This is a genomic window from Ruegeria sp. AL3, assembly GCF_056536065.1.
The window spans coordinates 1,286,346-1,299,338 of the sequence record NZ_JBQFJG010000001.1; the positions used below are offsets into that span (position 1 = coordinate 1,286,346).

The following is a 12,993-nucleotide window of genomic DNA, read 5'->3' on the forward strand; positions in this document are numbered from 1 at the left end:
ACCTTGCCGCCTCGGTCACAGATAAAGGGCTGGTGCGGAGGAAACATGGATCAGGCCCAAATCGAAGTTCAGGTCATTGGGTCTCTGTCGCGGATTTCAGCGGCCGAGTGGGATGCCTGTGCCTGCCCCGAGGCCGCTGATGGTGGGCGGCCCCTTGATCCCTTCACCACGCATCGCTTTTTGCTGGCGCTCGAGGAAAGCGGCTCGGTCGGGCGCGGTACGGGTTGGCAACCGCAATACCTGACCGCCTTTCTTGACGGGATCCTGATCGCAGCGGCCCCGATGTATGCCAAATCGCACAGCCAGGGCGAATACATCTTTGACCACAGCTGGGCCCATGCCTATGAAAGCGCAGGCGGACGGTATTATCCCAAGCTGCAAATTGCGGTGCCGTTCACACCCGCCACCGGGCGGCGGTTTCTGGTGCGCCCGGGTTATGACAGGATCGGAATGTCGGCTTTGGTGCAGGGTGCCGTTCAACTGGCGGCCGACAATCAGGTCTCTTCGGTTCACGTAACCTTCTGTACAGAAGCCGAGGCATTGGCCGGAGAGCAGATGGGGCTAATGCTTCGCAGCTCGCAGCAGTTTCACTGGCTGAATGATGGCTACGCCGAATTCGATGACTTCCTAGCGGCCTTGTCCTCACGCAAGCGCAAGAACATCCGCAAGGAACGCGCGCAGGCCAATGGTTTTGGCGGTGAAATCCACACATTGACGGGCGATGACCTGCGCCCGGAACACTGGGATGCATTTTGGCGGTTCTATCAGGATACCGGGGCGCGAAAATGGGGGTCGCCCTATCTGACGCGTCAGTTTTTTGACATCGCACAAGAGACGATGGCGAAGGACATGGCCCTGGTTTTGGCTGAACGGGATGGTCATGCCATTGCGGGTGCGCTGAACTTCATAGGCCGCGAAACGCTTTTTGGGCGGTATTGGGGCTGCATTGAACATCATGCCTGCCTGCATTTCGAACTGTGCTACTATAGGGCGATAGACTTTGCCATTGCCCACGGTCTGGCCCGGGTGGAAGCGGGCGCTCAGGGCGAACACAAGCTGGCGCGGGGCTATTTGCCGACGCGCACGCATAGCTTGCACTGGGTCGGCGATCCGGGGTTTGCCGATGCCGTCAAAAAATATCTGGACGCCGAAGGCCGCGCAGTGGGAGAAGAGATCGAGATTCTGACGGATTACGGCCCGTTCAGGAAATCGAACCCGGAGGAACAGCAATGACTGAACTTTTGTCCGCCGAGACCCGTGGCCCGCTGCTGGATCCGCTGTTCAAAAACGGCTGGACCATGGTCGAAGGCCGCGACGCGATCACCAAGACCTTCATTTTCGACAACTTCGTGCACGCATTTGGCTGGATGACGCAAGTGGCGATCTGGGCCGAGAAATGGAACCATCATCCAGAATGGTCCAACGTCTACCGCACGGTCGAGGTGGTTCTGTCCACCCATGACGTAGGCGGCCTGTCGTCACTGGACGCCAAACTGGCCCGAAAGATGGACAGTCTGTGCTAGCGGTCGTTGCCTGACCCTTGGCCACCGGCAAGCGACGCAGCCGTGCCCATCTGCTTGAATTCCGCAGGTGTGACGGTGCCATCGCTGACATCGATGGACCTTGGGATGCCAGTGGTCTTGTTCCCGATCTGGCGCACGCTGCGCGCCGCTGGGTTGATATCCAGACACCGGTTTTCATAGCAGGTCAGGCCAGACGGATTGATCTGGATGCGGGCCTGTCCGTCAGGCCCCGTCACCACAGGAGATTGCTGAACGTCACAGGCCGCGGCCAGTGCCAAAGCACCCATTCCGATCCATTTTTTCATAGCAAGCTCCCTCAAGCGGGCTTAGTCCAGTTGACCATTGCCATTCTGATCTGCCACGCCGAAATCTTCATTCATCTGTGCATCATATTCCGATCTTGAGATAAAGCTGTCCTTGTTGCGGTCAACATTCTGGAACTGCTTTATGTCCAGAAACGGCTTGGCCTCGGCCTGACCCAGTGTGCCGTTCTTGTCTTCGTCCATGGCCTGAAACGCATAGTCTGAAAAAGCGTCGAATTCGTCTTTGGACAGGAACCCGTCATTGTTTGCGTCGATGGCATTCAATTCTTTTTCATGCAGCTCGGCCACGGTTTCGGCATTGGTCGCCGAGGCTAGGAATGCAGCCGTGAATACAAAAATCGTCCGTTTCATGTCCAATCTCCTCAGCATGCAAACCTTTGACCTTCAATGCCACCGGCAGCAGCGCCGGCTGCGGTCAGGATCGTCTTGCCCGATCCGCCGCCGAACTGGTTGCCGATCGCGCCGCCGATCAAGGCGCCGCCCAATGTGCCGCTGAGGCAGGCAATTTCGTGCTGCCGGGCGGCTTGCTGTTGCGGGGTTGGGGCCGGACCGCAGGCTGCCAAAAGGGCTGCGCTGGTCAGGATGGATGGAAATACCTTAAGTTTCATAAAAGTCTCCCCAATTTTGTGCGACGAGTATTCGCGCATTGAGGCAGTGCTTCAAGTTAAATTGGGTTCACGCGGCCCCGGACAGACCGGGGCCGGCCAAATTCAGATCACCTCCAGCAGACCTTCACCCGCCGAGATCCCGCAAGCACCGGGGTTATCTTCCAAGTTCAGGGCCGTGACCTTGCCGTTCTCGACCAGCATCGCATACCGTTTCGAGCGTGCGAACAGGCCAACGGGCGGGGCGTCGAAATCCATGCCGATGGCTTTGGTGAATTCTGAGGCCGCGTCTGAAACCATGGTCAGTCCGGCCGCGGCCGCGCCGGTGGATTCACCCCAGGCCTGCATGACGAACGGGTCGTTGACCGACAGGCACATGATCTCGTCCACGCCCTTGTCGTCGAACTGCTTTTTGGTGCGAATGAAGCTTGGCACATGTGCGGTGGTGCATGTGCCGGTATAGGCGCCGGGCACAGCGAAAATGACAACCTTGCGCCCTTTGGTCTTGTCTGAAATCCGAACTTCCTCTGGCCCGTCGGCCCCCATCTGGATCAGTGTGGCCTCGGGCAGAGTGTCTCCTGTTGAAATCATTTTTCAGCTCCTGTCGTTTGGATTTGCAGAATTGGGCTAAGCCGCAATATAGGTGGTCAAATCAGAGAGACCACGGGAAATCTGCAGGGTGGGCAAAGCATGAGCCATATTGTCGTGATTGGCGCGGGTCAGGCAGGAGCGTCCTTGGTGGCGCGGTTGCGCAAGGACGGGTTCGACGGAGAGATTACTCTGATCGGGGCCGAGCCGCATCTGCCGTATCAGCGCCCGCCTTTATCCAAGGCCTATCTTCTTGGAGAGATGGAACTGGAGCGCCTGTTCCTGCGACCCGAAAGCTTCTATGCCGAAAACAACATCACTCTGCGGCTTGGCCAGCGCGTGACCGGCATCGACCCCAAGGCCAAGACGGTCACTGTTGGGGATGAAGTCATCCCGTATGACGAACTGGCGCTGACCACCGGGTCAGATCCGCGCCGCCTGCCTGCCGCCATCGGAGGTGATCTGGACGGCGTGCACGTGGTGCGCGACCTGGCCCATATTGACGAGATGGAACCCAAAGTGACCGAAGGCGCCCGCGCGTTGATTGTGGGCGGCGGTTACATCGGGCTCGAGGCCGCCGCCGTCTGCGCGAAACGCGGCGTCAAGGTCACCTTGGTCGAGATGGCCGACCGCATCCTGCAACGGGTCGCTGCGCCAGAAACCAGCGCGTATTTCCGCGCGTTACACAGCGAATACGGTGCCGACATCCGCGAAGGCGTCGGGCTGGATCGTCTGATTGGCGAAAATGGCAGGGTTGTGGGGGCCGTGTTGACGGACGGCACGACGCTGGACGTTGATTTCGTCGTGGTTGGTGTGGGCATCACCCCCTCAACCCAACTGGCCGAGATGGCAGGGCTCGAACTGGACAACGGCATCAAAACCGATGCCCATGGTCGCACGTCTGATCCGTCGATCTGGGCGGCGGGCGATTGCGCCTCTTTTCCGCATGGCGAAGGGCGTATCCGTCTGGAAAGCGTCCCAAACGCCATCGACCAGGCCGAAATTGTGGCGCAGAACATGCTAGGTGCCGCCAAGGATTATGTGGCGACCCCATGGTTCTGGTCGGACCAGTACGACGTCAAGCTTCAGATCGCGGGCCTGAACACCGGATATGATCGCGTGGTGACCCGCAAGGGCGAGGGTCAGACCGTGTCTTTCTGGTATTACAAAGGCGACAGGCTGATTGCTGTGGACGCGATGAATGACCCGCGGGCATACATGGTCGGCAAGCGATTGATCGAAATGGGCAAGACCGCTGATCCCGAAGTCGTGGCAGACCCCAACGCGGACCTGAAACCGCTGCTCAAGGCGTGAGGATCATAGCCGGAGAATTCCGGGGCCGCGCCCTCGCCTCGGTTGGCAAGGGTGATGCGGGCGCGCATCTGCGCCCCACCACCGACCGCGTGCGTGAAAGCCTGTTCAATGTGCTCAACCACCAGATCGATTTTGACGGTTTGCGCGTGCTGGATCTGTTCGCGGGAACCGGGGCGCTGGGGCTCGAGGCGCTGTCGCGGGGGGCGTCGCATGTCACCTTCGTCGATGACGGGCGGGTGGCTCAGGGGTTGATACGCAAGAATATCGACCTGACCCGCAGCGCCGACCGTACCGACTTGGTCCGTCGCGATGCGACCCGGTTGGGCGACAATCCCGGCGCGCCATACGATCTGGTTTTTCTGGACCCGCCTTACGGGAAATCCATGGGGCAGAAGGCCGTCGCCGCCTTGGCCAATGGCTGGATCGCGGATGATGCCTTGTTGGTCTGGGAAGAAAATGCCCCGATGCAGGCGCCGGCCGGGTTCACATTGCAAGACAGTCGCAAATATGGCGACACGCATATTTCCTTGATGTGGAAAGATGTGCCAGGCTGAGATGTTCCGTGCGGTTTGGCCCGGGGCCTGTGTTTGCATTGACGGGACAGCTTGGATAGGCCGAGCGCGAGGCACAGCAGGAATCCCATATGCACGATCTTGTCATTTTCGATTGCGACGGCGTTCTGGTGGACAGCGAGGTGATCTCGAACCAGGTGCTGGTGGACAATCTGGCGCATCATGGCCTGCAACTGGCACTGCGTGAATGCATGTCCCTGTTCGTGGGCGGAACCATGGTGGGGGTGCGGGACAAGGCCCGCGCGATGGGCGCCGTTCTGCCCGAAGACTGGATAGATCAGGTCTATGCCGAAACCTACGACCGCCTACGCGCAGGTGTGCCATTGGTCCCCGGCATCGCAGACCTGCTTGCGGGGCTGGATCAAAAGGGTATCCCCTGTTGCGTCGCGTCGAATGGCAGCCCGGACAAGATGAAGATCACTCTGGGTCAGAACGGGCTTTGGGACCGTTTCAAAGACGTGTTGTTCTCGGCCCATGTGCTGGGCACCGGAAAGCCGGACCCAAAGATGTTCCGCCTGGCCGCCGAGCACTTTGGCGCGACGGCTCCGGTGGTGATCGAAGACAGCCACAGTGGTGTCACGGCGGCGATCCGCGCCGGCATGCGTTGCCTTGCTTATGCGCCTCATGGAGGCGGTGAAAAGCTGGCGGATCTGGGGGCCGAGGTGATCACGGACATGTCACAGGCGCATGGGTTGTTGGGACTTTGACCCGCGGTTGTGCTAGTGTGCACGCATGGACCGCACCCTGACACCTTTTGCCTGGACCTTTTCCAGTGATGCAGAAGTTTCCACCAGCCCAGAGCGCAAACCCTTGCGCGCGCCGGTCTTCATCCACGACGCGGTCACGCCGTGGGGGGCTGAAACGGTGCTGCTGAAACTCCTCCGTGAGCAGGCCGCGGATCAGGAGGAATAGGTCGGGTGAAACTTGCCAGCGGGTGACAGGGTAAAGATATCGACCCCATCCGAGGTGACGCCCACCGAATGTTCGAACTGTGCCGACAGCGATTTGTCGCGGGTCACGGCTGTCCAGTCGTCGGCCAGAGTCTTGGTTTCCGGGCGACCCAGATTGACCATGGGTTCGATGGTAAAGAACATACCCTCTTCCAGCACGGCACCGGTGCCCGGGCGACCATAGTGCAATACGTTCGGTGGCGCGTGAAAAACACGACCCAGACCATGACCGCAGAAATCACGCACGACGCTCATCCGATGTGCTTCGACATAGGACTGGATGGCATGGCCGATGTCACCAAAGGTATTGCCCGGCTTGACCATCTCGATGCCCTTGAACAGCGCGTCATGGGTCACCTGGATCAGCCGTTCCGCCTTGCGCGGCAGCTTGCCTGCCACATACATGCGCGAGGTGTCGCCAAACCAGCCATCGACGATGACGGTGACGTCGATATTCAGGATATCGCCGTCCTTCAGCTTTTTCTCACCTGGAATACCGTGGCAGACCACGTGGTTCACGCTGATGCAGCTGGCGTGCTGATAGCCTTTATAACCTATGGTGGCCGAGGTCGCACCGGCGTCTTCGACCATCTGCGTGATCAGCCCGTCAATGGCGCCCGTGGTTTGTCCGGGAAACACATGTTCGGCAATATCATCCAGAATCCGCGCCGCCAAAGCCCCTGCCGCGTGCATCCCGGCAAAGTCACCTTGTTCATAGATGCGAATGCCGTCCTTGGTCAGGCGGCCACGATGCTCTTTCATCGACGCTAAGCTCCAAATGTTGCGCGCAGCATTCCTTTTACGCTGCTTGTGCAGAAAGTACCAGAGGGCGCGTGTTCAGACTGCGTAAACCATGCGGGAAACTTGGTTCCGTTGGCTCAGGATTCAAGAGTAGGGGCTGCATTGCAGCATCTCGGACCCCACCGCCTCGACTGCAATCCGTACGGCTACTGGCTTGGACACTTTTCACGGCAGGCGGATCAGTATCTAATGATTGCACTTTTTCTTGAGAAAATCAGGGAACCGGATGCATGTCACAGAAACGAGAATTGATCTCTAATGGAAACCCCATGGAAAGCATCGTTGGGTTCAGCCGAGCGGTTCGGGTCGGGAACTTCATCGCGGTCGGGGGAACCGCACCAGTCGATGCTGACGGCAACACTGTGGGTGTCGGCGATGTCTATCTGCAAACCAGACAATGTTTCGAAATCATCAAAGATGCGCTTGAGCGTGCCGGGTCAGGGCTGCACGATATTGTCAGAACGCGTGTCATCCTGACCGAAATCGAAAACTGGAAACAGGCGATCGAAGCCCGAAAGCTGTATTGTCTGGATGCTCGCCCTGTAGATACTATCATGGCCATCGAACGATTTGTGAATCCCGAGTGGCTGGTCGAGATTGAGGTTGATGCTGTCGTTGCGGACTGACTCAGCCGGCCAAGATCCTCATTTCAGTCTGCACCCAAACCCCCGACGGCGTTATCCGCGTCCCGCAAACGATCCGTTCCACCCCTTGCGCCTGCGCCGCCTCAAATGCCGCCGCGTAGGCTGGATCAATATCGGCCGCCAAAGCAAACCGGTCGCAATCCGTACGTTGCACCAGATACAGCATGATCGCCCGGTGTCCTTGTGACGCCATCGCGGCCAACTCGCCCAGATGCTTGGTGCCACGGGCTGTGACGCTGTCGGGAAACTCGGCCAGTCCGGGCTGACGTGAAAGTGTCACGCTTTTCACCTCGACATAGGCATCCGGCAGGCCCGGCCCCGTCAGCAGGAAATCGATGCGGCTGTTGTCGCCGTATTTCACCTCCGGCCGGATGGTGTCATAGGCGGCCAGTTCGGGGATATCACCGGCTTCCAAAGCAGCCCGCAGCGCCCGGTTCGGAACCGAGGTATCGACCCCGGTAAAATGCCCGTTCTCGTGGTCCACCAGCCGCCATCCGAATTTCAGCTTTTTCTTCGGATCGTCGTTGGGTTCCAGCCAGATTTTCTCACCCGGTTCGGCCAGCCCCATCATCGATCCCGGATTGGCGCAATGGGCCGTTACCTCACTCCCGTCCTCAAGCCTGCAATCGGCCAGAAAGCGTTTGTAGCGGCGGATCAGCCGGGCGGGGACAAGAGGGGTTTCAAAACGCATGTCTCACGGCCTATACCTGCCCCTGAAAACGATCAAGAGGGGACAGCGCCATGGCCAATCCAACCGCAGCGATGCTGGTGATCGGGGATGAAATCCTGTCGGGTCGCACCCGCGATGCGAATATGCATTTTCTGGCGCAGGAGCTGACCAAACAAGGCATCGACCTGAAAGAGGTCCGCATTGTCAGCGATGATGCCCCTGCCATTGAAGCGGCCGTCAAAGCGTTGTCCGATGCCTATGACACTGTCTTCACCAGCGGCGGCATCGGCCCGACCCATGACGATATCACGGCCGATTGCATTGCCCGCGCTTTCGATACACCCATTGATGTGCGCGATGACGCGCGCGCGCTGTTGCAGGCCCATTATTACAAATCCGGGCTGGAACTGAATGCCGCCCGCCTGCGCATGGCGCGTATTCCGGACGGGGCGACGCTGATCGAAAATCCGGTTTCGACAGCGCCCGGGTTCACGCTTGCGAATGTGCATGTCATGGCAGGTGTGCCGTCGGTTTTTCAGGCGATGGTGGCGAGCGTGTTGCCAACATTAACCGGAGGCCGCCCTTTGCTGTCGCAAACTCTGCGTGTGGACCGCGGAGAAGGTGATATCGCCGCAACCCTGGCGGCCTTGGCCGAAGATTTCAGTGACTTGTCCATCGGGTGCTATCCGTTTCAGATCAACGGTGCCTTCGGGGCCAACGTGGTTGTACGCGGCACCGACGGAGGCCGGATCGACGCGGCCACCACCCGCCTGGCGAAAGAGCTTGAGCTTTGAGCAATAACTGGGCGGAAATAGTCGACGGAACATGGCCCGCCGCACGCTATCAGCGGCTTGGCCCGTTTCTGCTGCGTGAGGGGCGGGGCGGAGGGTCGCGCGTATCAGCGGCCAGTGCATTGGGCCCGGCCAACGAAGACGATATCGACGCCGCCGAGGCCGCGATGCTGTCCATGGGGCAAAAACGCATCTTTTGCCTGCGGCCCGGGGATGAAGCTCTGGATGCAATGCTGGCCCAGAGGGGATACGACATTCTTGACCCGGTCAACATTTATGTCTGCCCCATCTCTCGGCTGATCGATCAGCCGATCCCACCGGTCATGGTGTTTTCGATCTGGGAACCGCTTGAGATCATGCGCGAAATCTGGGCCTCGGGCGGGATCGGACCCGAGCGGATCGCGGTGATGGAACGTGCCAAGGGACCCAAGACAGGATTTTTGCTGCGTCACAACGACAAACCCAGCGGCGTGGCTTTTGTGGCGATGCATGCAGACACTGCGATGGTCCACGCGCTGGAAGTGTTGCCCGAACACCGTCGTCAGGGGCTGGGCCACTGGACCATGCGCGCGGCTGCATTCTGGGCGCGTGATCACGGTGCGCAGAACCTCAGCGTGATCTGCACCAAGGCCAATGCGGGCGCCAACGGTCTTTATCGTGCCCTCGGGATGGAGATCGCGGGCGAATACCATTACCGTCATCTTGTCTGAACCGAAGAGGCCGCCGTGACACAAAAAGACATGCCTACCGCGCTGAACCTGCCCATGGTCGATCCGCTGCCGCCGGAAACGCAGAAATACTTTGATATCTGTGTCGAAAAACTGGGCATGGTGCCGAATGTGCTGAAAGCCAACGCATTCGACATCGACAAGCTGAACGCCTTCACCGCGATGTATAACGACCTGATGCTGGCTGACAGCGGGCTGACCAAACTGGAACGCGAGATGATCGCGGTCGTCGTCTCGTCAATCAACAAGTGTTTCTACTGTCTGGTCGCCCATGGGGCGGCGGTGCGTCAGCTTTCGGGCAATCCGCAACTGGGCGAAATGCTGGTGATGAACTATCGCGTCGCCCCGCTGGAGCCGCGTCAACGGGCGATGCTGGACTTTGCCGCAAAGATGACCACCGCCAGCGCCGAGATCGAAGAGCCCGACCGCCAGCGCCTGCGCGATGCAGGCTTTTCCGACCGCGACATCTGGGACATCGCCAATGTCGCCGGGTTTTTCAACATGTCAAACCGGGTCGCCAGCGCAACGGCGATGGTGCCCAACGAAGAATATCACGCACAGTTTCGATGATCCGCGCCGCCGCCCTTGTTGCCCTGCTGATGACAGGACCTGTTGCCGCACAGGACCTGACCCTGCCGGCCAGTGCCCGACAGATCAGCGACCGAACATCGCCACTGGACAGCTATGACCTGCCGACGGGGCCTTATGCAAATGGCTCGGTTCCCGCAGAAACGCTCGAAGGGCGCGTGGAACGCTATACGTGGCGGCTTCAGGCGGGGTCGAGCACGACATTGCAGCTGCTGGCACCGTTGCGGGACCAGATCGAGGCGCAGGGCTACAAGATCCTGTTCGAATGCGACGCGCGGGTTTGTGGCGGTTTCGATTTCCGTTTTGGCACCGAGGTCGTGCCAACCCCGGACATGTATGTCGCCATTCAGGATTACCGGTTCTTGTCGGCCACCAAGGGGCCGGTTGCCCTTAGCCTGCTGGTCAGCCGCAATCCCCCGGATGGCTATGTTCAGATGATCCGGGTCACACCCCAGGACGCGCCGGACCCGGACCCTGTGGTGATCGAGCAAGCCGTGGAAGGCCCGGTCGGATTGCTGGAGGCCTTGGCGACAACGGGCCACGTGATCCTGGATGACCTGCATTTTCCGACGGGCGAGGTTGCCTTGGGCGAAGGGCCGTTTGACTCGCTGACCTTGCTGGCCGGATACTTGACCGACAACCCGAACACACGCCTGGCGTTGGTAGGGCACACTGACGATACCGGTGCCTTACAGGCAAATATTGCGGTTAGCAAAAGCCGGGCCGAGGCGGTGCGAACCCGCCTGATCGATGCGCATGGCGTGGCACCCGACCGGATCGAAGCGCAGGGTGTTGGCTATCTGTCTCCGCTCACATCGAATGCAACTCCGGAAGGGCGCGATCTCAACCGTCGGGTCGAAGCCGTATTGCTGGTCAACTGACCCACCACAGGTACAGCGGCAATCCGACGGTGATGTTGAACGGAAACGACACCCCCAACGACAAGGTCAGATAGATCCCGGCCTCGGCCTTTGGAAGGGCGATCTTCATCGCGGCGGGAACCGCGATATACGAAGCCGAGGCTGACAGCACCATGAACAGGAACAAGCTGCCCTGTGGCAAGCCGATCACGGCACCTACCGCCCAGGCCATAAATGCGCCGATCAGGGGCATCAAGACACCAAAGGCGAACAGGCCAACCGACAGCTTGTCTCGGTTGCTGATCAGGCTGCGCCCTGCCGACAGGCCCATGTCCAGCAGAAACAGGCACAGAATTCCGGTGAAAGGCGTCACGATGAACGGCGCGATCATTTGCATGCCTTCACCACCGGTGATGGCTCCGATCAGGAAGGCGCCGGTAAGCAGCACGATCGAGCCGTTGGCCAGCAGATCGCGCCACAGCTTGTCATCCTTGACACCATTGCTTCCGGTCTTGTGCGCCAACCAAAGCGCCGACAGGATTGCGGGCACCTCCATCGCAGCCGCAACGGCCACCATGAATCCGTCATGGGTCAGCCCCACCAGATCCAGCAGGCTGGTGGCCGTAACAAAGGTGACGATCGAGATCGAACCATAGTGCCCTGCCACCGCCGCCGCGTTCAGCGCATCCAGCCGTGTCATCACCCTGAGCAGGCCAAAGGCCACGAAGGGGATGGTAAAGGACAAGGCGACACCGCCCAGCAGCGTCAGGAACAGTTGCAGGTGAATGCCATGCGCGGCCAGACTGGCACCGCCTTTGAACCCGATGGCCAGCAGCAGGTAAAGCGACATGAACTTGGCCGCGCCCGCCGGAATGGACAGGTCACTGCGTACAAAGGCAGCCAGAAGCCCAAGGGCAAAAAACAGTATGGTCGGCACAAGCAGGTTGCTGGAAAGCGTCTCGATCACTCCGGGCATAATTGACTCCTGATCCCTCGTTTTCGGGTTAGGTGCCTTGCAAAACTGATTTCGCCAAATACTATCTTTCTAAGTTATATATAGTTTCAGGCTATGAAATGCGTCCCACATTGCGACAGTTGGAATACATCGTTACGGTCAGTCGCCTTGGGCGATTCAGTTTGGCTGCCGAGGTGCTGAATGTCAGCCAGCCCAGCCTGTCGACGCAAATTGCGACTGTAGAACAAGAGCTTGGCGTTCGGATCTTTGAGCGTAACCGGGGTGGTATCCAGGTGACGGCGAAAGGAGAAGAATTCATCTTGCGCGCACAGAAGATCCTGGCAGAGGTCAAGGACCTTCGCCACGCCATGTCGAACGATATGCCCGTCGGAGGAAGGTTGCGACTGGGGGTTTTGCCTTCGATCGGGCCTTATCTGTTGCCGCAAGCCATCAAACAGGTGCACCGGATTCGCCCCGGATTGCGTATTGCGGTTCGCGAGGAAAACACACTGGATCTGGAACAGGGTCTGAAATCCGGTCGCTTTGATCTGATATTGTCCACGCCCGAAGATCATCCGAATACCGTGCAACACCGGTTGTTCAACGAACCTCTTTGGGTCGCGGTTGCCGTTGATGACGTTCTGGCGCGGGACTTGCAGGGTGTCAGTGCCACCGATCTTCAGAACCGGATCTTCCTCACCCTGGATCAAAGCCACCGCCTGTCGCGCATCGTCTATGCATTGGCGGCGGAATGCGGTGGGGTTGTTTCGGATGAGTATGAAGGCACGACGCTTGATTCCATTGTTCTGATGGCGGCTTCGGGTGTTGGTGTTGCGGTACTGCCTGATCTTTATGCTCGCAGACAGGGGATCTACCGCGACGAGGTGCGCTTGCGACCGCTGTCCATCGCCAATGCAAATCGCGATATTGCTCTTTTGGCACGCAGTTCCGAGACCCCACCGCCGGGTCAGAATGTGCTGACGGACAGCTTGCGCACTTCCGCCCGGTCCATGGGACTGTCAGTGATCGACCCTTAAAAAAAGGCCCGCACTTTCATACGCGGGCCAAAGGTTGGTCTTCA

The 12,993-nt window shown here is 59.3% G+C and carries 19 protein-coding genes; 12 read left to right on the forward strand and 7 right to left on the reverse strand.

Annotated elements, in window-relative coordinates; all coding sequences use genetic code 11:
* Positions 1-45: 45 nt before the first annotated feature.
* Entirely contained in the window at positions 46-1,233 is a 1,188-nt protein-coding gene (locus tag ACR3E6_RS06425; protein WP_171637349.1) for a GNAT family N-acetyltransferase, read from the forward strand.
* Positions 1,230-1,523, forward strand: a complete 294-nt coding sequence (locus tag ACR3E6_RS06430) for a 4a-hydroxytetrahydrobiopterin dehydratase (protein ID WP_152459417.1) — start codon at positions 1,230-1,232, stop codon at positions 1,521-1,523. The genes ACR3E6_RS06425 and ACR3E6_RS06430 overlap by 4 nt, the downstream gene beginning before the upstream one ends.
* Here the strand turns inward: ACR3E6_RS06430 and ACR3E6_RS06435 are convergent.
* The 4 genes from ACR3E6_RS06435 to ACR3E6_RS06450 all read right to left on the reverse strand — a co-directional run bounded on the left by ACR3E6_RS06435 (position 1,520) and on the right by ACR3E6_RS06450 (position 3,042).
* A complete protein-coding gene (locus tag ACR3E6_RS06435) occupies positions 1,520-1,828 on the reverse strand; it encodes a hypothetical protein (RefSeq protein WP_171637348.1) in 309 nt (102 codons plus the stop codon). The two genes, ACR3E6_RS06430 and ACR3E6_RS06435, sit on opposite strands and share 4 nt — an antisense overlap.
* A 21-nt stretch (positions 1,829-1,849) precedes the next feature.
* Entirely contained in the window at positions 1,850-2,197 is a 348-nt protein-coding gene (locus tag ACR3E6_RS06440; RefSeq protein ID WP_480486358.1) for an EF-hand domain-containing protein, read from the reverse strand.
* A gap of 11 nt (positions 2,198-2,208) precedes the next feature.
* Positions 2,209-2,454, reverse strand: coding sequence for a glycine zipper 2TM domain-containing protein (locus tag ACR3E6_RS06445; protein WP_171637346.1), 246 nt, complete (start codon positions 2,452-2,454; stop codon positions 2,209-2,211).
* A gap of 102 nt (positions 2,455-2,556) precedes the next feature.
* Positions 2,557-3,042, reverse strand: a complete 486-nt coding sequence (locus ACR3E6_RS06450) for a peroxiredoxin (RefSeq protein WP_171637345.1) — start codon at positions 3,040-3,042, stop codon at positions 2,557-2,559.
* A 99-nt stretch (positions 3,043-3,141) separates the two neighbouring features.
* On the opposite strand from ACR3E6_RS06450, the gene ACR3E6_RS06455 reads away from it, so the two are divergent.
* From ACR3E6_RS06455 to ACR3E6_RS06470, 4 genes are all read left to right on the forward strand, one after another.
* Entirely contained in the window at positions 3,142-4,353 is a 1,212-nt protein-coding gene (locus tag ACR3E6_RS06455) for an NAD(P)/FAD-dependent oxidoreductase (RefSeq protein WP_171233428.1), read from the forward strand.
* Positions 4,350-4,907, forward strand: a complete 558-nt coding sequence (gene rsmD / locus ACR3E6_RS06460; protein ID WP_171724700.1) for a 16S rRNA (guanine(966)-N(2))-methyltransferase RsmD — start codon at positions 4,350-4,352, stop codon at positions 4,905-4,907. The genes ACR3E6_RS06455 and rsmD overlap by 4 nt, the downstream gene beginning before the upstream one ends.
* Positions 4,908-4,996: 89 nt before the next feature.
* A complete protein-coding gene (locus ACR3E6_RS06465) occupies positions 4,997-5,632 on the forward strand; it encodes an HAD family hydrolase (protein ID WP_480486360.1) in 636 nt (211 codons plus the stop codon).
* Between the two features lie 25 nt (positions 5,633-5,657).
* Positions 5,658-5,837, forward strand: coding sequence for a hypothetical protein (locus ACR3E6_RS06470; protein ID WP_209835206.1), 180 nt, complete (start codon positions 5,658-5,660; stop codon positions 5,835-5,837).
* On the opposite strand, the gene map is transcribed toward ACR3E6_RS06470, so the two are convergent.
* A complete protein-coding gene (map, locus tag ACR3E6_RS06475) occupies positions 5,825-6,637 on the reverse strand; it encodes a type I methionyl aminopeptidase (RefSeq protein ID WP_171637336.1) in 813 nt (270 codons plus the stop codon). The genes ACR3E6_RS06470 and map overlap by 13 nt on opposite strands.
* A gap of 269 nt (positions 6,638-6,906) precedes the next feature.
* On the opposite strand from map, the gene ACR3E6_RS06480 reads away from it, so the two are divergent.
* A complete protein-coding gene (locus tag ACR3E6_RS06480; RefSeq protein WP_245218178.1) occupies positions 6,907-7,302 on the forward strand; it encodes a RidA family protein in 396 nt (131 codons plus the stop codon).
* 1 nt (position 7,303) lies between these two features.
* Here ACR3E6_RS06480 and sfsA read toward each other — a convergent pair whose 3' ends face one another.
* Positions 7,304-8,011: a DNA/RNA nuclease SfsA gene (sfsA, locus tag ACR3E6_RS06485; protein WP_480486363.1), complete on the reverse strand. Its 708-nt coding sequence runs from the start codon at positions 8,009-8,011 to the stop codon at positions 7,304-7,306.
* A 50-nt stretch (positions 8,012-8,061) separates the two neighbouring features.
* Here sfsA and ACR3E6_RS06490 point away from each other — a divergent pair, with 50 nt between their 5' ends.
* The 4 genes from ACR3E6_RS06490 to ACR3E6_RS06505 are packed head-to-tail and all read left to right on the forward strand — an operon-like array spanning position 8,062 to position 10,978.
* Positions 8,062-8,784: a competence/damage-inducible protein A gene (locus ACR3E6_RS06490; RefSeq protein WP_480486365.1), complete on the forward strand. Its 723-nt coding sequence runs from the start codon at positions 8,062-8,064 to the stop codon at positions 8,782-8,784.
* The gene (locus ACR3E6_RS06495) at positions 8,781-9,491 is read left to right on the forward strand and encodes a GNAT family N-acetyltransferase (protein ID WP_209835209.1); all 711 of its coding nucleotides are present in this window, start codon (positions 8,781-8,783) and stop codon (positions 9,489-9,491) included. Before ACR3E6_RS06490 ends, ACR3E6_RS06495 begins: the two co-directional genes overlap by 4 nt.
* 30 nt (positions 9,492-9,521) lie before the next feature.
* Positions 9,522-10,079 carry a peroxidase-related enzyme gene (locus tag ACR3E6_RS06500; RefSeq protein WP_152459932.1) on the forward strand — a complete coding sequence of 186 codons (558 nt, stop codon included), beginning with the start codon at positions 9,522-9,524 and terminating at the stop codon, positions 10,077-10,079.
* Positions 10,076-10,978, forward strand: a complete 903-nt coding sequence (locus tag ACR3E6_RS06505) for an OmpA family protein (protein ID WP_171637332.1) — start codon at positions 10,076-10,078, stop codon at positions 10,976-10,978. Before ACR3E6_RS06500 ends, ACR3E6_RS06505 begins: the two co-directional genes overlap by 4 nt.
* Here the strand turns inward: ACR3E6_RS06505 and ACR3E6_RS06510 are convergent.
* Positions 10,971-11,933 (reverse strand): sodium-dependent bicarbonate transport family permease, encoded by a 963-nt coding sequence (locus tag ACR3E6_RS06510; RefSeq protein ID WP_171637331.1) that lies wholly within the window; start codon positions 11,931-11,933, stop codon positions 10,971-10,973. The two genes, ACR3E6_RS06505 and ACR3E6_RS06510, sit on opposite strands and share 8 nt — an antisense overlap.
* A gap of 98 nt (positions 11,934-12,031) precedes the next feature.
* On the opposite strand from ACR3E6_RS06510, the gene ACR3E6_RS06515 reads away from it, so the two are divergent.
* The gene (locus ACR3E6_RS06515) at positions 12,032-12,949 is read left to right on the forward strand and encodes a hydrogen peroxide-inducible genes activator (RefSeq protein WP_171172024.1); all 918 of its coding nucleotides are present in this window, start codon (positions 12,032-12,034) and stop codon (positions 12,947-12,949) included.
* Positions 12,950-12,993: the final 44 nt, after the last annotated feature.